We start from the raw sequence: 21,136 nt of genomic DNA, 5'->3' as shown, positions 1-21,136 counted from the left end.
TCCGCTCGGAGAAACGGAAAATGGCGATGTCGGGCAAGACCCAAGACGCGGCGACCGCTGCGCTGTCGGCGATCGAGGAGGCGTTGAATTTGGGCGTCGAGCCCGAGGCGGCGGCCAAAGTCGTCGCCGCGCCCGTCGAGCCGAAGGGGTCCGAAGAGGCCGAACCGGCCGAGACGGTCGAGGCCGCGGAAAAGGTCGAGACGATCGCGGAGGCCGGCAAGGCCGCCGTCAAGGACCGGCCGCGCACGCTCGGCCTCGGCCTGCAGGCGCGCCGCACGCCGGAGACGCCGCGCGGGCCCGCCCTCCCGCGCCGGACCGAGCCCGCGCCGCCGCCGCCCGCGCCGCCGCGCAATACGCCTCCGCAAAAGCCCGCCCCCGTCGCGCCGGCCGCCGCGCCCGCCAATGACGACCGCCAGACGGTCGGCCGGCTCCGGCAGGCGCTGCAGGCGCGTCCCAACAACGCCATTCTCGCCTACACTTTCGCGTCGATCGTCGCCTGGGCGCTGCTGTGGACCTTGTTCGTCTATTTCAACCAGGGCGACATTCTCGACCGCGACGGCTCCTTCCTCGCGCCCAAGCCGGTGCTCACGCTGCTCGCGCTCGCCGGGCCCGTCGTCTTCATTTTCGTGACCGGCGTCATGGCGCGCCGCGCCCATGAAATGAAGCAGGTCGCCAATTCCATGGCCGAGGTGGCGATAAGGCTCATAGAGCCGGAGACCATCGCCACGGAGCAGGTGGTGACGCTCTCGCAGGCGATCCGCCGCGAGGCCGCGTCGATGGGCGACGGCATCGAGCGCGCGCTCGCCCGGGCCAGCGAGCTCGAGATCATCGTGCGAACCGAGGTCTCCAATCTCGAGCGCTCCTATTCGGAGAACGAGCGCCGCATCCGCCTGCTCATCGACGAGCTGACGCGCGAGCGCGAGGCGATCCTCGTCAACGCCGACAACGCCCGCACCGCCCTGCTCGGCGCACGCGAATCCCTTTCGCAGGAGCTGCAGTCGACCTCGAGCCATCTCGCCGAGACGGTCAGCGACGCCGGCGGCCGCGTGACCGCGGCGCTCGGCTCCAAGGGCGAAGAGATCCGCCTCGCCCTGGAGCGCGTCGGCGACGGCTTCAATGCGACGCTGACGAGCCGCGGCGACGATATGGTGAAGCGTCTCGCGGCCGCAGGCGAGGCCATCACCAGTGGCCTCGGCGAAGCGACGGAGGATGTGACCCGCCGTTTCTCGGATGGCGTGTCGGAGGCCGATCGCAAGCTGAAGGAGCGCGGTGAAACGCTCGCCGCCGATCTCGCGCAGCGCAGCTCCTCGATCGTCGAACGGCTCGACGAGCTCGGATCGGCGCTCGCCAAGAACGTCGGCGAGCGCGGCGACAGCCTGGTCGAGCGGCTCGCCGAGACCGGCGCGCGCGTCGACGACGCGATCGTGACCCACGGCGGCGCGCTGGAGCGCGCGCTGGCCGAGGCGACCGAGAGTCTCGCGGTCGAGATGTCCGCCAAGACGAAGGCGACGGAGGAGGCGTTCGGCGCCGCGGGCGATCGCATCGCGGCTCTGCTCGAGGAGACGCGCAAGCGCGCCGCGAGCGATTTCGAGGCGCATGGCGAGGAACTGCACGCCCGCTTCGCGCAAAATCTCGCAGAGAGCGCCGGGGCCATGGCCGAGCAGACCTCTTCGCTGCAGGAGCGTTTCGCGACGGTCGCCGGCGAGGCGGTCGCCGCCATCGCCACGCATGGCGACCGCATCGGCGAGACGCTCGCCGAACGCCTCGCGGCTTTCGAGGAGAGCGTCGCACGCCACGGCGGCGCCGCGGCTGCGCGCGTCGCCGAGCAGAGCGAGCGCCTCGAATCCACGGTGACGCGGAGCCTCGCCGAATTCGACGCCCGCGTCGCCGCGCAGGGCGAGGAGACCGAGCAGCGCCTCGGCGCGCATGGCGAGCAGATCGGCGCGATCATGGCGCAGGGCGTCCAGCAATTCGAGGATATCGTCCTGCGTCTCGGCGAAGAGGCGGCGGCCCGCCTGCTCGAGCAGGGTGAGCGCATTGGCTCGGTCGTCTCCGAAGGCGTCGCCGCCTTCGAAGAGCGCGTCGTCCTTCCCAGCGAGGAGGCGGCGAGCCGCCTCCTCGTCCATGGCGACGCCATCGGCGCGGCGGTCTCGAAGAGTCTCGCCTCCTTCGAAAAGCGCGTCGCCGAGCAGAGCGACGCCGCGGCGACGCGTCTCTCCGCGCAGGGGGAGGCGATCGGCTCCGCGCTGTCGGATGGGATGGCGGCTTTCGAGGAGCGGGTCGTCGGCCACAGCGAAGATGTGGCGAGCCGTCTCGTCGCCCATGGCGACGCCATCGGCGCCGGTCTGTCGGAGGGCTTTGGGGCCTTCGAGAAAAATGTCGTCGACCGGGGCGAGCAGGCGGTCGCCCGCCTCGTCGCCCAGGGCGAGACGATCGGCGCGGCGGTGTCGAAAGGGCTCGAGAGCTTCGAGCGGCGCGTCGCCGCGCAGGGCGATGAGTTGGCCGCGCGTCTCGCCGCGCAGGGCGAATCGGTCGGCGCGGCGGTGTCGGACGGGCTCGCCGCTTTCGAGGAGCGGGTCGTCGGCCACAGCGAGGAGGCGGCGAACCGTCTCGTCGCCCATGGCGACGCCATCGGCGCGATGGTCGCCGAGGGACTCTCCGGTTTCGAGGAGCGCGTACTCGGACAGAGCGAGGAGGCGACCTCGCGGTTGCTCAAGCACGGCCAGACGATCGGCTCCTCGGTGGCCGAGGGGCTCGCCGCCTTCGAGCGGCGCGTCGTCTCGCAGAGCGAGCAGGCCGTCGCGCGTCTCTCCGCCCATGGCGAGACGATCGGCGCGACCGTGTCGGAGGGGCTCGCCGCCTTCGAGGAGCGGGTCGTCGGCCACAGCGAGGAGGCGGCGAACCGCCTCGTCGCCCATGGCGACGCGATCGGCGCCATGGTCACGGACGGGATCTCGACCTTCGAGGAGCGGGTGGTCGGTCACAGCGAGGACATTGCGAGCCGGATCGCCGCCCACGCCGAATCGATCGGCTCCATCGTCGAGGAAGGCTTCGCCAAATTCGAGGAGCGCGTCGCCGGCCGCAGCGAAGAGGCGACGGCGCGTCTCTCCGCCCAGGGCGAGGCGATCGGGACGGCCGTCGCGGAAGGCCTCGCCGTCTTTCAGAGCCGCGTCGCCGGCCACAGCGAGGATATCGCCGAGAAGCTCGCGGCCCATGGCGAGACGCTCGGCGCGGTCGTCTCCGAAGGCTTCGCCAAATTCGAGGCGCGCGTCTCCGAGAGCAGCTCCGAAGCGGCGGCTCGGCTCGCGGCGCAGGGCGAGGCGATCGGCTCCGTCGTCGCGGAGGGCCTCGCCGCCTTCGAGGAGCGGGTCGTCGGCCACAGCGACGAGGCGGCGGCGCGGCTCGTCGAGCATGGCGACGCGATCGGCTCGCTCGTGTCGGACGGGCTCGCGGCGTTCGAGGCGCGCGTCCTCGACCGCAGCGAGGAGGCGACCCGGCGCCTCGTCGCCCAGGGCGACACGATCGGCTCCGCCGTCTCCGAAGGCCTCGCCGCCTTCGAGGCGCGCGTCATCGACCACAGCGAACATGTGGTCGGTCGGCTCGTCACCCATGGCGACAAGCTGGGGGCGACCGTGTCGGACGGGCTCGCCGCCTTCGAGGATCAGGTTCTGTGCCGGGGCGACGATCTCGCGGCGCGTCTCGTCGTGGAGGGCGAGCGCATCGGCGCCGCGGTGTCCGATGGCGTCGCCACTTTCGAGCGGCGCGTCGCCCAGCAGAGCGAGGCCGCCGTCGCTCGGCTCGCCGAGCATGGCGCGCGCCTCACGGTCTCCGTGGCCGGCGAGTTCGCGGCGCTCGGCGAGCAGATTTCCCGCCAGAGCGAGGAGACGGCCCAGCGCCTCGCGGAGGGCGGCGACCGCATCGGCGCCGCGATGTCCGAAGGCCTCGCGGCTTTCGAGGAGCGCGTCGCGGCGCGCGGCGACGAGACCGTCTCGCGTCTCGTCGAGCGCGGCGACGAGATCGGCGCCTATCTTTCGCAGGGCCTCGCCGCTTTCGAGGAGACGGTGGTGCGCCATGGCGACGAGGTGGCGACCCGCGTCGCCGAGCACTCCGAGAAGATCGCCTCCGTGCTGTCGGAGCGGCTGACGGCGTTCGAGGAGCAGGTGTCGCGCCAGACCGGCGAGGCGGCCGCGGCCGTGGCCGAGCAGACGCAGAAGGTCGACGGCGCGCTGACCGTGCGGCTCGACGCGATCGAGCGGGCCACGCGAGAAGCGTCGCATTCTCTGGCCGAAGCGCAGAGACGGGCCGAGGCGGTCTTCGCGACGGGCGGCGCGGAGCTGCGCGCCGGCCTCGGGCAGGGCGTCGCCGATGTGGCGGGCGCGCTCGCGGAGCAGTCGGCCTCTCTGCAGGAGCGCTTCTCGACGACGGCGGGCGAGGCGGTGCTCGCCATATCGACGCAGGGCGAGCGCATCGAAGAGGCGATCGCCGAGCGCATCGCCGCCTTCGAGACGACGGTGCTCGGCCATGGCGGCGAGGTCGCCGCGACGCTCGCCGCCGGCGGCGAGCGGATCGCGCGCGGAGTTTCCGAACAGATCGCCGCTTTCGAGACCACGCTGCAGCAGGAGGGGGAGCAGATCGCCGCCCGCATCGGCGAGCAGTCGCAGCGGCTGGCGGAGCAACTGGGCAGCCGCCTCGTCGCCGTCGATCGCACGATCGTCGAAGGCGGCGGGGCGCTGGTGACGCGCCTCGCCGAGCGTTCGGACGCGCTCGCTGCGCGGCTCGGCGAGCAGTCTCAACGCCTCTCGGAGGATGTGGAGCGGCAGCTCGCCGAGGTGGATCGCGCCATCGGCGAGGGCGGCGGGGAGCTGGTCGCGCGCCTTTCCGAACAGTCCGACGCGCTCGTCGCGCGGCTCGGCGAGCAATCGCAGCGTCTCTCCGACGACGTGGAGCAGCGGCTCGCCGCGGTGGAGCGGGCCATCGGCGAAGGCGGCGGAGAGCTTATCGCGCGCCTTTCCGAACAGTCCGACGCGCTCTCCGCGCGGCTCGGCGAGCAATCGCAGCGTCTCTCCGAGGATGTGGGGCAGCGGTTCGCCGCGGTGGAGCGGGCCGTCGGCGAGGGCGGCGGAGAGCTGGTGGCGCGTCTTTCCGAACAGTCCGACGCGCTCTCCGGGCGTCTCGCCGAGCAGTCGAAGACCTTGTCCGACGGGGTCCGGCGGCAGTTCGCCGCGATCGACAAATCGATCGCGAAGGACGGCGCGGCGCTCGTCGAGCGGCTCGGCGCGCGGGCGGAGGAGATCGCCGGCGCCATGGCCTCCAAGATCGAATCCTTCGAAGCGGTGTCCAACGAGCGCACCCGCGAGGCGGTCGACCGCATGGACGGGCTCGTGGAGCGCATCGACGCGGGGCTGACCTCGGCCAGCAAGAGCTTCCAGGATACGCTCTCGCGCCACGCCGTCGAGGTCGCCCGCTCGATGGGCGACGGCGGCCGCGAGGTGATCCGCTCGCTCGACGAGAAGGTCAAGGAGATCGACGCGGTGCTGCTCGAGCGTTCGACGCAGCTCGCCGACACGCTGTCGACCAAGGCCGAGGAGATCAACGCCACGCTCGGCGGCCGCGCCGAGGAAATCGCCGGCACCCTCGACAATCGCATCGGCGTGTTCGAGAACAATGTGGTCGGCCGGCTCGACGCTGTCTCGACAGAAATCGGCGAGCGTTCGCGCCTCGTCGTCGAGATGATCGGCGCGCGCATCTCCGAGATCAACGCCACTCTGGCGGGCGCCAAGCGCGACCTCGACGCGACGCTGCACGCGCGCACCGGCGATCTGGGCGAGGCGCTGACCAAGCGCGTCGGCGAGATCAGCGCGACGCTCGACGAGCGGATGACGCAGATCCAGACGACGCTCGGCGAGCGCGGCGGCGAGGTGACGCGCGAGCTCGCCAATGTCGGCGAGCTGGTCGCCCATGCGATCGAGAGCCGCGGCTCGACCATCGTCCAGCACCTCGGCGAGAAGCGCGCCGAGATCACCGCATCCATCGAGCAGTCGACGACGGAGCTGAGGACGGCGCTGGAGACGGGCGCGGAGGGGTCGGTGCGCGCGCTGCTCTCGGTCAACGACAAGCTGCGCAAGGAGCTGCCCGACGTGCTCGATCGGCTCGGCGCGACCAACGCCTCTCTGCAGACCATCATCGATCAGGCGGGATCGAACCTCGAGGGGCTCGAGTCGGAGCTCTCCGGCCGGCTGCACGAGTTCCAGGGCGCGATCGGCGAGGTGTCGTCGCAAGTCGCACGACTCGGCGAATTGTCGGGCGGGACGATCAGCGAGGCCCAGGAGATCGTCGGCGCGATGGACAGCCATCGGCAGACGTTGACGCAGAGCGTCGACAAGCTCGCCGAGACTCAGACGCAGCTCGATCAGGCGCTGGATGCGCGCCGGCGCTCGCTCGAGGGGCTCGTTGGCCTCGTCGAGGACAAGCGCAAGGATTTCGAAGGGGCGATCGCGGCCTTCACTGGCCTCGTCGAGGAGAGCTTCCGGCGGGTCGAGGAGCGCGCGCGCGCCGTGGGCGGCCTTCTCGCTCAATCGACACGCGAGACGGCCGATCTCGTGGACGAGCGCTTCGCCGCCGTGCGCGAGACCGCCGCGCGCGAGAGCGAACAGACCTCGGCGGCCCTGCGCGCCGCCTATGATCAGGCCAACGGGGAGCTCACTCGGATTTTCGGCGATGCGACGGAGAAGTTCAACGCCGCCGCCGCCGAGATGCGCGGCATGTCGCTGGAGATTCAGCGCGAGCTGGATGCGACGCGCAACGAGGTGCGGCGCGGCGCCCAGGACCTGCCGCGCGAAACCGCGGAGCAGGCGGCCGCGCTGCGGCGCGTCGTGGGCGAACAGGTGAAGGCGCTCAACGAGCTGACCGACATCGTCGCGCGCTCCGGCCGCGTCTATGACATCGCCGAGCCGGGGCCCGCCGCCCCGCCGCCGGCCGCCGCCCCGCGCCGGACCTACGAAGCGGCCCCGGCGGTCGCCGCCGCTCCGGCGCCTCCGCCGCCGCGTCCGGTCGAGCCCGCCTGGTCCGCCCCGCCGCGTCCGCGTGAGGATCATCAGGTCCGCGCGCGCGCCATGCCGCAGCAGCCGGCCCCCGCCTCTCGCGCGGAGCCCGCGGAAGGAGGCTGGCTCTCGGACCTGCTGGCGCGCGCCTCGCGCGACGAGCCGCCCGCGCCGCGCTCCCATGGAGTCCCCGCCCGGCACAAGCCGAGCGGCGCGCTCGACAGTCTCACGCTCGACATCGCCCGAATGGTCGATCAGGCGGCAGTGACAGATCTGTGGGAGCGGTTCCAGCGCGGCGAGAAGGCGCCTTTCGGACGCCGGCTCTATACGCCACAGGGCCAGCAGACCTTCGAAGAGATCCGCCGCCGCTGCCGCGTGGACGCGGAGTTCCGCGCCACTGTCGACCATTATATTCAAGAGTTCGAGCGGCTTCTGATGGAGACGGGCCGCAACGACCGGGACGGCGCGCTGACCCGCGGCTATCTCATTTCCGACGCCGGCAAAGTCTACACCATGCTCGGCCATGCCTCGGGTCGCTTCGAGTGAGCCCTCCTCCCGAGGGGAGGAGTCCGAGGCGCGCCGCATTTTCGGCGCCCGCCGGCCATTTTGTCGGTTTTCACACTGTCGGCTTTGTCCAAATACATTCAGAATTGTGACATTTTGGTCACTCTTAGGAAGAAAAAACTTCCGGCGGCCGCATTTGCACATCCGGTAGGCATTTGCTCCCCTGTTCGGCTTGAACTGCTCAGCTTCACTCTGCAAAGGTTCCTGTGAAGAATGATTCCACTTCGGGAGCCGAATCATGAAGTTGACACTTTTGACGGGAGTCGCCGCGACAGCGCTCCTCGCCAACGCCGCATTCGCCGCCGATCTCGCCTCGAAGAAGGCGGCTATCACGCCCCCGCCCCCGCCGGACTGGTTCGACACTCTGACGATCGACGGTTTCGTGGACGGCGGCATCGTGGCCAATTTCGCCAACCCGGTCACTGGGATAAACTTCGGTCATCTGTTCACCGACCGTAACCAGCCGACGTTGAACCAGGCCGTGCTGACCTTCCAGCGTCCGCTCGATCCGAAGGCGACCGACGAGCTCGATTTCGGCTTCAAGGTGCAATGGCTCTACGGCACGGATGGACGCTACACGCATTATCTCGGCGAGCTCGACTATCTGATCTGGGACCGCGCCCAGCTCGCGCTCGTCGAGGCGCACGGACTCGTCCATCTGCCGATTCTCACCCAGGGCGGCGTCGACGTGAAGTTCGGCCAGTTCGTCACCTACAACGGCTTCGAGGTGATCACGGCCAAGGACAATCTCTTCTACACGCACTCCTATATCTTCAATTTCGGCCCGTTCATGCACACGGGCGTGATGACGACCACCCACGTCACGGAATGGCTCGACGTCCTCGCGGGCGTGACGACGGGCACGAACACGAGCATCGGCTGGCCGGGCGACAACAACAACGCCGCCGCCTTCCATGGCGGCTTCAGCTTGAAGCTGCTGAACGAAACGCTGACGATCAATCTCATCACCCATTCGGGCCCCGAGACGCCGAAGCAGCTCGATCCGCTCGGCGTCGGCTGGCCGGACACGCCGACGGCCTGCGCCTGCAATCCCAATACGACGTGGCGCTACTACAACAATCTCACCGCGACCTGGAAAGCCACCGACGACCTGACCCTGGCCATCGACAGCGCTTATTTCCATGACGACGGATGGAACCCGAATTTCTGGGGACAGGCGCAGGGCGTCGACGCTTACGGCGTCGCGGGATACGCCTCCTACAAGATAAACGACATCTTCACCATCAATGGCCGCGCCGAATATTTCCGCGACAACAATAATTTCTTCGTCGCGGCGTTCCCCGGCTATTTCGACGCCGTCAACGGGGCCCACGGCTTCCCGGCCTACACGGCGATGTTCGCCCCGAGCCCGACCTCCTTTCTGGAGCTGACCATCGGCGCGACCATCACCCCGCCCTTCCCGGACACTCCCATCATGCAAGGCTTGATCTTCCGGCCCGAGTTCCGTTGGGACACCTCCTTGACCGGAAACGCGCCCTTCGACGGCGGACGGAAGAAGACCAGCGGCATGTTCGCCATGGATGTGATCATTCCGTTCTCGCTGAGGTGAGCCGGACCCGCCGCCCGCGACCCTGCGTGGGCGGCTCTCTTCGCTTCCGAAGCCCGAATCGGGCCTCGCGCCTTTCCGCGGCGCGAGGCTTTTTTGTTTCGGTCAGGGCGTTTCCGAGGCCGGAGCGCTGGTCGCGATCTCCACTTCGCGATCCTGCGTGCTCTGAACCCGAAAGGTCTCCTGATATGTCTTCCCGTCATGGCGGGCGATGACGACATATTCGCCCTCCGCGAGCACGAGGGAGGGAAAGGCGCCGATCAACTCGCGAATCACGTCTCCGCCCGGCGTCAGCACCGAAAAGGAGGTGTTGGCGAGCGCCTCGCCTCCGCGCTGATTGACGAGCTTCAACGTCATGGTCGCCGCGCGATGGCGCAACGTCGCTTCGATGAGCTTGCCGGCGGCGACGCGCAGGTCGGTGGTGACCACGGAATTGGTCGAATTATTGTCGCCCTGCGCGCCCTGCGTGGTGTCGAGCAGCGTCGAGACGATATGATAGGAGCCCTCCGGGAGACACAGGATCTCGCCTGCCTTCGCATTGGCCAGCACCAGCTTCGCTTCGGAATTGCCCCGCTCCGGAAGATAGATCGAGATCGCGAGGCGCGGGGCGGGGATCGGCGTGTCGCCCAGCATGTCGACGAGCCTGAGCCCGCCGGCGTTCAGCACCAGTCGTTCGTCGACATTGCCGCCTTCGATCACCACCCGTCGCGTCGCGCCGGCGAGGCCGAACGCCGCATGGACGATGTAGACGCCGTCTTGCAGCTCCTGCGCCGGCGTCGCGTCCTTCGACTCGGCGACGAGCTTGCGGGCGCCGTCGTCGCTCGGCGTCTCTTCGAATATCCGCCAGACGATCCCGCCCCGCACGGGAGTGACGTCGGCCGGCGTCAGCACGGCGCTGAGCCGCAAGGTCGCCGAGGACCGAGACGCCTCCGCCGGCGCAGCGGCCGGCTTGGCCGCCTGTCCGCCGACCTTGGGCGTCGAGGCCTGCGCCGGCGTCTCGGCCAGCGCACAGCCGGCGCCGCCGAGAAGCAGAGCGAAACCGGCGAGCAACCATGTCTTCATGCGCTGCGGGGCTCGTTCGAGGAAAGGCCGGGCCGATCAAAGGCCTGTGGCGGCGTGTCGTCCAATCGGCGCGCTTCGGAGCGTGAGCCCGAAGGCGCGCGCCGCGGAACGCCTCGGTCGACCTGGCGCAAACCGCTACTCCGTTCCGCGCTCGACCAGCGACGCGGCGGCCGAGGCCAGATTGGTCGGGGAAAACGGCCGAAATAGGAATTCGACGCGATGGCGCCCCTTCGGCGTCGGCACGCCGCGAAAGAGAATATTCGCCTTGACGATCGGCGCCGGAAGCCCGTCGACGCGCGCCTCCCAGCCGGGATAATAGAGATCGTGCAGCACGAGCAGCCCGTCTCGATCGGCGTCGACTTCGATCAGGATCCGCTCGCCCTCGTAGGAGACGATCGCGACCTTCGATCGCGCCGCCGTCTCCGTCGCCGTGAGCGCCGGATCGAGGCGCGCCTTGTCGGCGAGGTCGACGAGCGCCTCGCGCGAGCTGTCGAATTCGGGAATCTCGTCGTCGGCGATCGCCTCGTCCGAATCCACTTCGACGACATGCGAGGCGAAATAGGCGCGCGGCGCGGCCGGGCGGCCGAGCCTGTAGACGTAGATCTGGTCGGAGACGAAGATCGGCGTGGCGTTCGGGCGCGGCATGTGCCGCGGCATGCGCGCGAGCGGTCGTCCGAGGACGAGATAATCGAGGCCGAGCAATCGCGCGAGCTTGCAGCGATAGCCGCGGAAGGTCGCCGGATAGTGGCGCAGATCGGGATCGACGGCGTTGTCGCCGGGGCCGATCGCGCGCTCGTAATCGGAGATGCGCAGCGGATTATAGCCGATCGTGTCCTCGAGGCGGAGCATCATCGAGGCGTTCTGCCACCCGCCCGGCAGCCCCAATATCTCTACGCGCGGGTGTTCGCCCTTGGCCTCGCGTTCGGAAATCTCCCGGCCGAGGGCGGCGATCGCCTGGCGCTCGGCGGGGGAGGGTTCGCCGAGGATCGAATAGCGCGCCGCCGGCTCGGCGTTCAGCGGATCGGCGGCGTTGCGCCACAATAATTCGCCGCAGGTGGCGGCGACGAGCAGCGCGGCGGCGAGGCCCCTCTTGTCCAGCCGCTCGCCGAAGACGAGGACGAGCGCCGCGCCGCCGCCCGCCGCGAGCGCGAAGGCGATGGCGACGAGCGCGTCGCGCCCATGGCCTCGCTCCAGCGAGAAGGCCAGCCCGCCGAACAGCAGGGCGAGCGCGACCCCGAAGGCGCAGGCCTGCAGGGCGTAGGCCAGCGGTCGCGGCATTTTCTGGAAAGGCCGCGGCGAGCCATGGACGATGTAGCGGTGCAGCAGATAGCCGCTGGAGAGCGCAAAGCCGGCGTTGAGCACGAAGGCGGCGTCGGCCGGCCGACGATAGAGCGAGACGCCGGGAAAGAAGTCGTAGATCGGCTCGAACAGAGGCGTCCAGCGGCCGAGCGTGTAGATCAGCGCGCCGGTCAGCATGTAATGGACGAAGCGCGTCTCCCGCGCGAAGACGCGGCCGCCGGCGAGGCCGTGCCAGAGCCCGAGCGCCATGGGCGCCGTGCCGATAAAGAGATAGTCGATGGCCCGGTCCGTCCAGTCGGGCTCGCTCATCGTGTCATAGCCGGGACCCCAATAGGCGTAGCTCTTGGCCAGAGAGCCGAAAATATCGGGCGCGAGCATGGTGGCGAAATTCACCGGAGCCAGAGAGCCGGCGGCGGCGACGCCGAAAGCGATGGCCGGCCGGTTGGAGCTCGCCAGAAATTGCAGCGTGAGCAGCACGGGCGCCGCCAGGATGGCTCCGCCTGCGACCCCGGCCGCGAGCAGCGACGGCCAGCGTTCGGCGAGAAAGGCGAGCGGACGGCGCGAGGCCCCCGCCGCGTGGAGAACGCGCCCGATCAGCGTGACGCAGAAGAGATAGGCGACCTGATCGCGCCCCAGCGCCATGAGGCTCGCGGCGAGGCCGAACAGCACGCCGTTGCGCACGAGCGGACGCTCCAGCATGATCTCCAGCCGCCACAGAGCGAGCGGGAAAAAGCTGTAGGAGATGATCATCCCCGTGTGCTGAAGGCGCGAGGCGGCGACGCCGCCGAACATGAAGATCGCTCCCGCGAGCACCGCCGCGACCGGCGCGAAGCCGAAGCGCCGGCAGATCGCCAGCACGCCGGCGCCCCCCATCAGCAGATGCAGGAACACGAACAGGTCGAAGCTCTGCATCGAGGCCGAAGGGAACAGCAGCGCCAAGACGAAGAAAGTCGGCGTGAAGATCAGCGACTGCGGATCGGCGACAGCCGGATGTCCGGCGAAATGATAGGGGTTCCAGAGCGGCAGCTCGCCTCTTTGCAAAGCCTGTCCCAGAAAGCGGAACATGGGATAGAAATGATTCTTCGAATCCCAGGGCACGACCGCCCCGCTCGCCGCCCAGCAGAGGGCCGCGAGCGCCATGAATCCGGCGAGCGCCGCGAAGGCGAGGAGGCTCTCCCCTGGCGTCCAGCAATGCGCGTTCGGTCCCGAGGGCCCGGCCAGGGCCCGGCGCGTCTCCTCGAGCGCGCCCGGCGCGGCGCCGGTCGCCGGTACGCCGAGCGGGCGGTCGCTGATCGTCATCTCGACTGTCTCTTCCTTTGCGCGCGCGGCGTCGAGCGCGAGCGAATCGTCGCGCCGTCGGCCTGATGGGCTTCACGCGGGGCGCCCAAATTGAGGTCGTTCTGATGAACTCATGATGAACGATCGGGCGCCCGGTCCAGCTTTTTATTTGGAGCGAATTCTGATCGCTCGAACGATTCCGTTCGAGCGGAAAGAGCTCTAGCGAGAGCCCGGATCACGCGAAAGCGGCATTTATTTCCCGCAGCTGCCGGGAAGAGGCGGCGAGCTTCCCCGAGAATCCGTCGCGGCGCGCGGCGCTGCATTCGGCGGCGAGGCCCGCCGCGTCGCCCCATGCAGGGAAGGGCCGGTCGATCGCCGCGACTCCCGCCGCCGCCGCCGCCAGACGCAGACCCGCGCGCGCCAGAGCAAAGGGGGAGGACGGTGCGCGCAAAGCCTCCTCGTCGGGCGCGGCGCCGAGCGCGAGGCGGAGCGGCTCCGTGTCGAAAGCGAGCGCCCCGAGCCTTTGCGAAGCGCCGACATAACCTCCCAAGGCGAAGATCGCCGCCGGAGTCTGTGTGGCGAGAGCCAGGATGCGCGTCGCGCCGTCCTCGCGGCCCGCCTCGGCCTCGGCGACGGCGAGCTTGGCGGCGAGATGCTGCACGCTCGCCCCGCCGCAGGCCCGCGGCAAGACGACGCCCCGCGCGCCGCCGGCGACGACCGCGGCCAGGTCGTCGTCGATCGACGGGCTGTCGAGCGGCGCGACCTTCGCCCATAGGGCCGGTCCACGGTTCCGCGCACGGTCGAGGAAGGAGGTCACGGCGGCGCGGGCTTCTTCGCGCGCGCCGCCGTCGAGATCGCCGAGGTCGAGGACGAGCGCGTCGGCCTCGGACGCGAGGGCCGCGTCGAGGTCTCGCGCCCGGGGTTCGACGAGCAGCCAGGATCGCATGAGAACCGCCTTCCTCGCCGCCCGATCGTGATCTTAAGCGGGCATTTACCATGAATGGAGATTGTAGACGCCGGTCCGATCCGTTCGAGAACATAGGGCGTCGAAGCGTAAGATGATCGCCAGAGATTTCCTGCACTGGGCGCAGAGCGCGCCGACCGCGCGCCGCATCGACGGCGCCGACGCCCTGGCGAGGGCCTATCTCCATTCCGATCTCGATCCCGCCATGCGGCGCGAGACGGAGACGGCGCTCGCCTCCCTGCTCGACGATCCCTCGCCGCTGGTGCGGCGCAGGCTCGCCGAGATCTTCGCCAACTCCCGCGACGCGCCGCATGCGATCGTCTCGGCGCTGGCCAACGACCAGTCGGACATCGCCTCGCTGGTGCTGTCGCGCTCGCCGCTGCTCAGCGAGGTCGAGCTCATCGACTGCGCAGCGATCGGCGACGTCTTCGCGCAGACGGCGATCGCTCTGCGCGCCCATGTGCCGAGCGGGCTCGCCGCGGCGCTCGCCGAGGTCGGCGCCTGCGAGGCTTCGATCGCCCTCGCCGTCAATCCCGGGGCCGATGTGCCGGCCTTCTCCATGCGCCGCATGATCGAGCGTTTCGGCGACGACGCGCAACTGCGCGAGGCGCTGCTGTCGCGGCCCTTCCTTCCCGCCGCGGTGCGCAGCGATCTCGTCGACGCCACGGCGGCGAGCCTCGCCTCTTTCGTCATCGACCGCGAATGGCTCACGCGCGAGCGCGCCGAGCGCGTCGTCGGCGAGGCGCGCGAGAAGGCCAATGTCGTCATCGTCGCCGAGGCGGACCAATCGTCCGGCCGCAATGGCGTGCGCGCGCTCGTCGCGCATCTGCGTCGGCGCGGGCGGCTGACGCCGAGTCTCGTGCTGCGGGCGCTGTTCTCGGGCAATTGCGCGCTGCTGGAGGCGGCGCTCGGCGAATTGTCGGGCGTCGATCCGCAGCGGGTCTCGGGGCTGGTGCGCGACTTCCGCGGCCCGGGCTTCGCCGCCCTCTATGCGCGGGCCGAGATGCCCGCCAATCTGCTGCCGGCCTATCGCGCCGCGCTCGACGCGCAGCAGGCCTTCGGCTATCGCGGCGGCGCCGGCGGCGGCGCGCGCCTGTCGCTGCTGATGGTGCAGCGGGCGCTCACCGCCTGCGAGGAGCTGAACGGCGGCGAGCTCGACCGTCTGCTGGCGCTGCTGCGCCGCTTCGAGGCCGAGGCCTTGCGCGAGGACGCGCGCGACGCGGCCGCCGCGCTGGAGAGAGACTTCGCGCCGGCGATCGACATGGCGGCGCTGGAAGCGGATGTGCTGGAGGCGGCGTGAGGGTTTGCTTCGGTCACCAGGCTGCATGCACGGCGACCGCCAGCAGGAAGGCGCCGGCAATGACATTGAAAACAGCAATAGCATCGCCGCTTCTGTCGTTTCTCACAGCTTTCGCGAAAATCGCGCCGCAAAGCGTCAGGAATGCCGCCATGATCGATACATGGATCGAAGCGGCGATGAAATAGGAACTCGGGTCGACGCCGACGAAAAGAGGGACGACCGTCAAGTAGAGAAGGATCGGCTTTATATTCAGCAGATTGGCGGCGACGGCTCCCGTCATAGCGACAGAGTCGGCGCTCTCCATATCGATGCGAGTCGTCCTCCGAGCCCCGTCTCCGATCATGCGGAACGCCAACCAAAACAAATAGATTGTCCCGGCGACTTCGAGCACGTTCATTGCCGTCGGCGACTGAACCAACAGACGCGAGACGCCCAAGCCGGCCATCGTCGCATGAATGTAGATGCCTGCCGCCGTCCCGGAGATCACGGGCGTGACGCCGCGGAAGCCACTGCGCGCCACATTGCTCGCGGCCATCGTAAAACTGGCTCCGGGGGATAAAGCGATTGGCAAAATCGCCGCGACGAACCCCGCTACATCCATTTCTCGAATTGACTCCACTCCCGTGATATCGAAGATCGTCTACGGGTCGTAGGCGGCCATAGTTCGTATCACATGCCACGGTGATTTTGCACGCCGCCTCTGCTGCGCGAACCTTCAGCAATGGGTCGGTTTGGAAGGAATGTTGAACGTTTCCAGAAGCTCGAGGAGGCAGCTATGCACATACTGGCGCCGATCGGCGTTGGCATCGTTTTCGTGTTCATCATAGTGGCGAGCAAGAGTTTTCGCGATGAGCCGGGGATGGCTCCTGCGGCTTTCCTCAGTCGAGCTACGCTTTGGAAAGTGCTTCGTATTCTTGCCATCGTATTGTTGACCGTCGCATTCATTAATACGCTTCCTCTCGATCTTGCTATTCTTTATGCTGGGGATGTCTTGATCTATTTCGAAGTGTTCACCGCGGTATCCGTATTCGCCGCGCAGGGGCGTATACGGGAGACTTGGCGTCTCATTCGTCGACTGGGCGAAGATTGGGCGCGCGCCGCAACCAAGCTGTTCGTGGCCGCCGCGCAAAAATCCATTTCACACTGTCGGCATGCTGCAATTCGCATACAGCGCCGCAAGCGCTCGACCGACATGTCGAAGAAAGCGGACGATGACGCCGACCCGGCCTGGTGGGGAGTTCCGGCTTAGTCGGTGTCGATGTCGATGCCCACGAAGGCGTGGGCTCGGCGTCCGGCTTTCAGACGGCGGAATTTCGAGCAGCGTCTCCCGATCCGCCCCCTTTGCTCCCTCCGCTCCTTTTGGCTAATAGTCGCCCAGAGCCATCAGAGAGCCGGAAATGTCCAGAATTCCCGATTTTGCGTCGATCCCCTTCGCCCCGACCCGGGTTTCCGCGCCGGACGCGGCCGAACGCCGCTGGCTGACCCCGGAGGGGATCGAGGTCAAGAATTCCTATGGTCCGCAGGACATAGAGGGCCTCTCCTTCATCGACGGCTTCCCCGGCGTCGCGCCCTATGTGCGCGGGCCCTATCCGACCATGTATGTCGCCCAGCCCTGGACCATCCGCCAATATGCCGGCTTCTCCACGGCCGAGGATTCCAACGCCTTCTACCGCCGCAACCTCGCCGCCGGGCAGAAGGGCCTCTCCGTCGCCTTCGATCTCGCCACCCATCGCGGCTATGACAGCGATCATCCGCGCGTCGCGGGCGACGTCGGCATGGCGGGCGTCGCGATCGATTCGATCTACGATATGCGCACTCTGTTCGACGGCATTCCGCTCGAGCAGATGAGCGTGTCGATGACGATGAACGGCGCCGTGCTGCCGGTGCTGGCTCTCTTCATCGTCGCCGGCGAGGAGCAGGGCTGCCCACCCGAGAAGCTCACCGGCACGATCCAGAACGACATCCTCAAAGAATTCATGGTGCGCAACACCTATATCTATCCGCCGCTCCCCTCGATGCGCATCGTCTCCGACATTTTCGCCTACACCAGCAGGCATATGCCGAAGTTCAACTCGATCTCGATCTCCGGCTATCACATGCAGGAGGCCGGCGCCTCGGCCGATCTCGAATTGGGCTACACGCTCGCCGACGGCGTCGAATATGTGCGCGCCGGCGTCGCCGCCGGGCTCGACATCGACGCTTTCGCGCCGCGGCTCTCCTTCTTCTTCGCGATCGGAATGAATTTCTTCATGGAGGTGGCGAAGCTCCGCGCCGCGCGCCTTCTGTGGGCGCCGCTGATGAAGGATCTCGGCGCGAAATCCGAGAAGAGCCTCACGCTGCGCACGCATTGCCAGACCTCCGGCTGGTCGCTCACCGCGCAGGACGTCTATGTCAACGCCATCCGCACCAGCGTCGAGGCGATGGCGGCGACGCAGGGCCATACGCAATCGCTGCACACCAATGCGCTCGACGAGGCGCTGGCGCTGCCCACCGACTTTTCGGCGCGCATCGCCCGCAACACGCAGATCGTGCTGCAGCAGGAGAGCGGCACGACGCGCATCATCGATCCCTGGGGCGGCTCCTATTATGTCGAGCGGCTGACCGCCGAGCTCGCGACGGCGGCCTGGGCGCATATCCAGGAGATCGAGAAACTGGGCGGCATGGCCGAAGCGATCGCCGCGGGCCTGCCCAAGCAACGCATCGAGGAGGTCGCCGCCAAGACGCAGGCGCGTATCGACACCGGCCAGCAGGTCGTGGTCGGCGTCAACAAATACCGGCCCGCCAACGACGTCGCGCCCGATGTGCTGAAGGTCGACAATTCCGCCGTGCGCGCCGCGCAGATCGAGAAGCTGAAGCGCCTGCGCGCCGAGCGCGACGAGGCGAAGACGCAAGCGGCGCTCGACGCCCTGACCGAAGGCGCGACGAGCGGCGCCAACCTGCTCGAGCTGGCGGTCGCGGCGGCGCGTGCGAAAGCGAGCGTCGGCGAGATCTCCTTCGCGCTCGAAAAAGTGTTCGGCCGCCACAAGCCCAAGGCCAATGTGATCTCGGGCGTCTATGCGCGCGAGGCGGGCGAGAGTTTCGACAAGGTGGCGCGCGTGCGCGGCATGACCGCGGCCTTCGCCGAGAACGAGGGCCGCAAGCCGAAGATTCTGGTCGCCAAGCTCGGCCAGGACGGCCATGACCGCGGACAGAAGGTCATCGCCTCGGCCTTCGCCGATCTCGGCTTCGAGGTGGTGATCGGCGACCTGTTCGCGACGCCGGAGGAAGTGGCCAAGCGCGCGGCGCAGGAGAAGGTGCATATCGTCGGCGTCAACACAATGACCGCCGGCCATCTCGCGCTGACGCCGGAGCTGCGCGACGCGTTGAAGGCGGAAGGGCGCGAGGACATCATGATGGTGGTCGGCGGCGTGATTCCGGAGCAGGATTTCCAGGCGCTCTACGACGCCGGCGCCGCGGCGATCTTTCCACCCGGCACCAATATTCCCGAGGCCGCGGCGAAAGTGCTGGACGAGCTGAACCTGCGCCTCGGCTATGCGCAGAGGGAACGCGCCGCCGAGGCAACCTCCGCACCCGCGTCCTGAGGCGCTTTTTGCGGAACGCAAAAAGCCTCGAAGGCAAAAAGCCTCGAAGGATGGTCCAGAAGGCGCGGCGGCCCATCCTTCGAGACGGCCCTTCGGGCCTCCTCGGGATAAAGAGACCGAGTCTTCGAGACCATCCGCGACACGTCCGGCGAGGTGAGAGGGTGGAGCGGGTCGCCTTCCGCTCAGTGAATTCGTGGCGTATGCGACTTGACGCAGCGGCCTCTTTCGCCTAAGAAGCGCCACTTCACGATCACGGCAGGGAGCTCCGTTACGCGCCAGCGGGAACGGAGCCGTTGTCGTATCACGACCCGCAAGGGCCGGCCTCCACCGGACGCGGGCGTACCTAATGCGGCGAGCTCCCCGCCCGCCCCCGACATGGAGAGACGAGACCAATGGCCCGTATCGCCGGCGTCAACATACCGACCAACAAGCGCGTCGTCATCGCGCTCCAATATATCCACGGAATCGGGCCGAAAAAGGCGCAGGAGATCATCGAGAAGGTGAACATCCCGCCGGAGCGCCGCGTCGCCCAGCTGACCGACGCCGAAGTGCTGCAGATCCGCGAGGCGATCGACCGCGACTATCTGGTCGAGGGCGACCTTCGCCGCGAGGTGGCGATCAATATCAAGCGGCTGATGGACCTCGGCTGCTATCGCGGCCTGCGCCATCGCCGCCAGCTGCCGGTGCGCGGCCAGCGCACCCACACCAACGCCCGTACGCGCAAGGGCAAGGCGAAGCCGATCGCCGGCAAGAAGAAATAAGACGGTTTTCCGTGTCGTGGGCTCGGCCCGCGACGATCACCTGGGCGGGGCGCGCCGCGCGCCGCCCTCATCGAGCCCTAGCGCCCGGCATTACGGACGCGTTCGAAGGACGAGAAACAAATGGCAAAAGAGACCACGCGCGTTCGCCGCAGGGAGCGCAAGAACATCGTTTCCGGCGTCGCGCATGTGAATTCGACGTTCAACAACACCATGATCACCATCACCGACGCGCAGGGCAACACCGTGTCCTGGTCGTCGGCTGGCGCGATGGGCTTCAAGGGCTCGCGCAAGTCGACGCCCTATGCCGCGCAGATGGCCGCCGAGGACGCGGCCCGCAAGGCCGGCGAGCATGGCGTGCGCACGCTAGAGGTCGAGGTCTCCGGCCCGGGCTCGGGCCGCGAATCGGCGCTGCGCGCGCTGCAGGCCGCGGGCTTCACCGTCACCTCGATCCGCGACGTGACGCCCATTCCGCACAATGGCTGCCGTCCGCGCAAGCGCCGCCGCGTCTGACCCCGGGTGTCTTGCCCGAGCAATTTCATCGGGACGATTTGCGACAGGGCGTCGCGCGCAGCGTGCGGAGCCCGGCCGAGCTGAAGGAAAGGCGCCACAGTGAGCATCCAGAAGAACTGGCAGGAACTCATCAAGCCCAGCAAGCTCGAGGTGACGGCCGGCGTCGATCCGCGCCGTATCGCCGTCGCGGTCGCCGAGCCGCTCGAGCGCGGCTTCGGCCTGACGCTCGGCAATGCGCTGCGCCGCGTTCTGCTCTCTTCGCTGCAGGGCTCGGCCATCACCTCGATCCATGTCGACGGCGTTCTGCACGAGTTCTCCTCCATTCCCGGCGTGCGCGAGGACGTGACCGACATCGTCCTCAATATCAAGGATATTGCGATCAAGAACCACGCCGAGGGCGTCAAGCGCATGACGCTCAAGAAGACCGGCCCCGGCCCGGTCACGGCCGGCGACATCCAGACGCCCGGCGACGTGCAGATCCTGAACCCCGACCTCGTCATCTGCACGCTGGACGAGGGCGCGGAAATACGCGTCGAGTTCACCGTGGCGACCGGCAAGGGATATGTGCCGGCGGACCGCAACCGCGCCGAGGACGCGCCGATCGGCCTCATCCCGATCGACAGCCTCTATTCGCCGGTCAAGAAGGTGAGCTATCGCGTCGAGAACACGCGCGCCGGCCAGGTGCTCGATTATGACAAGCTGACGCTGACGATCGAGACAAACGGCGCCGTCTCGCCGGAGGATGCGCTCGCCTATGCGGCGCGCATTCTGCAGGACCAGCTCGGCGTCTTCGTCAATTTCGAGGAGCCGCGCCGCGAGGAGGCCGCGCCGTCGATCCCGCAGCTCGCCTTCAATCCGGCGCTGCTCAAGAAGGTCGACGAGCTCGAGCTCTCGGTGCGCTCGGCCAACTGCCTGAAGAACGACAATATCGTCTATATCGGCGACCTCATCCAGAAGTCCGAGGCCGAAATGCTGCGCACGCCGAACTTCGGCCGCAAGTCGCTGAACGAGATCAAGGAGGTGCTCGCTCAGATGGGCCTGCATCTCGGCATGGAAGTCCCCGGCTGGCCGCCGGAGAATATCGACGATCTCGCGAAGAGGTTCGAGGAGCACTATTGATCCCGCACCCCCCTTCTCCCGCTTGCGGGAGAAGGTGTCGCGCGCATGCGCGACGGATGAGGGCTCTCCCCGACCCCCGCTTCGCGGGGCC

General features: G+C 68.2%; 12 protein-coding genes. 8 read left to right on the top strand and 4 right to left on the bottom strand.

Annotation, left to right across the window (positions count from 1 at the left end; genetic code table 11):
- Positions 1-26: 26 nt before the first annotated feature.
- Both AC6IW9_RS04885 and AC6IW9_RS04880 read left to right on the top strand, forming a co-directional pair.
- Positions 27-7,586, top strand: a complete 7,560-nt coding sequence (locus tag AC6IW9_RS04885; RefSeq protein WP_497769685.1) for an apolipoprotein A-IV repeat region-like domain-containing protein — start codon at positions 27-29, stop codon at positions 7,584-7,586.
- A 256-nt stretch (positions 7,587-7,842) separates the two neighbouring features.
- On the top strand, positions 7,843-9,174 hold the full coding sequence (locus AC6IW9_RS04880; RefSeq protein WP_497769682.1) for a porin: 1,332 nt from the start codon (positions 7,843-7,845) through the stop codon (positions 9,172-9,174).
- Between the two features lie 102 nt (positions 9,175-9,276).
- Here AC6IW9_RS04880 and AC6IW9_RS04875 read toward each other — a convergent pair whose 3' ends face one another.
- From AC6IW9_RS04875 to AC6IW9_RS04865, 3 genes are all read right to left on the bottom strand, one after another.
- On the bottom strand, positions 9,277-10,233 hold the full coding sequence (locus AC6IW9_RS04875; RefSeq protein WP_497769680.1) for an RgsD C-terminal domain-containing protein: 957 nt from the start codon (positions 10,231-10,233) through the stop codon (positions 9,277-9,279).
- A 135-nt stretch (positions 10,234-10,368) separates the two neighbouring features.
- Positions 10,369-12,831, bottom strand: coding sequence for a YfhO family protein (locus tag AC6IW9_RS04870; protein ID WP_497769677.1), 2,463 nt, complete (start codon positions 12,829-12,831; stop codon positions 10,369-10,371).
- Positions 12,832-13,045: 214 nt separating this feature from the next.
- Positions 13,046-13,756: an aldolase/citrate lyase family protein gene (locus AC6IW9_RS04865; protein WP_497769675.1), complete on the bottom strand. Its 711-nt coding sequence runs from the start codon at positions 13,754-13,756 to the stop codon at positions 13,046-13,048.
- Between the two features lie 112 nt (positions 13,757-13,868).
- Between AC6IW9_RS04865 and AC6IW9_RS04860 the strand changes: the two genes are divergently transcribed.
- Entirely contained in the window at positions 13,869-15,074 is a 1,206-nt protein-coding gene (locus tag AC6IW9_RS04860; protein ID WP_497769672.1) for a DUF2336 domain-containing protein, read from the top strand.
- A gap of 13 nt (positions 15,075-15,087) precedes the next feature.
- Here AC6IW9_RS04860 and AC6IW9_RS04855 read toward each other — a convergent pair whose 3' ends face one another.
- Entirely contained in the window at positions 15,088-15,675 is a 588-nt protein-coding gene (locus tag AC6IW9_RS04855) for a LysE family translocator (protein WP_497769670.1), read from the bottom strand.
- Between the two features lie 174 nt (positions 15,676-15,849).
- Between AC6IW9_RS04855 and AC6IW9_RS04850 the strand changes: the two genes are divergently transcribed.
- The 5 genes from AC6IW9_RS04850 to AC6IW9_RS04830 all read left to right on the top strand — a co-directional run bounded on the left by AC6IW9_RS04850 (position 15,850) and on the right by AC6IW9_RS04830 (position 21,045).
- Complete coding sequence (locus AC6IW9_RS04850) at positions 15,850-16,323, top strand: hypothetical protein (protein WP_497769667.1); 474 nt, start codon at positions 15,850-15,852, stop codon at positions 16,321-16,323.
- 148 nt (positions 16,324-16,471) lie between these two features.
- Positions 16,472-18,655 (top strand): methylmalonyl-CoA mutase, encoded by a 2,184-nt coding sequence (gene scpA, locus AC6IW9_RS04845; RefSeq protein ID WP_497769665.1) that lies wholly within the window; start codon positions 16,472-16,474, stop codon positions 18,653-18,655.
- A gap of 392 nt (positions 18,656-19,047) precedes the next feature.
- Positions 19,048-19,416, top strand: coding sequence for a 30S ribosomal protein S13 (gene rpsM / locus AC6IW9_RS04840; protein ID WP_497769662.1), 369 nt, complete (start codon positions 19,048-19,050; stop codon positions 19,414-19,416).
- 120 nt (positions 19,417-19,536) lie between these two features.
- A complete protein-coding gene (gene rpsK, locus AC6IW9_RS04835; RefSeq protein ID WP_497769659.1) occupies positions 19,537-19,926 on the top strand; it encodes a 30S ribosomal protein S11 in 390 nt (129 codons plus the stop codon).
- 99 nt (positions 19,927-20,025) lie between these two features.
- Entirely contained in the window at positions 20,026-21,045 is a 1,020-nt protein-coding gene (locus AC6IW9_RS04830; protein ID WP_497769656.1) for a DNA-directed RNA polymerase subunit alpha, read from the top strand.
- Positions 21,046-21,136 lie beyond the last annotated feature (91 nt).

This window comes from Methylosinus sp. shoA, assembly GCF_059718125.1.
This window is presented reverse-complemented; position numbering and strand designations above follow the sequence as displayed.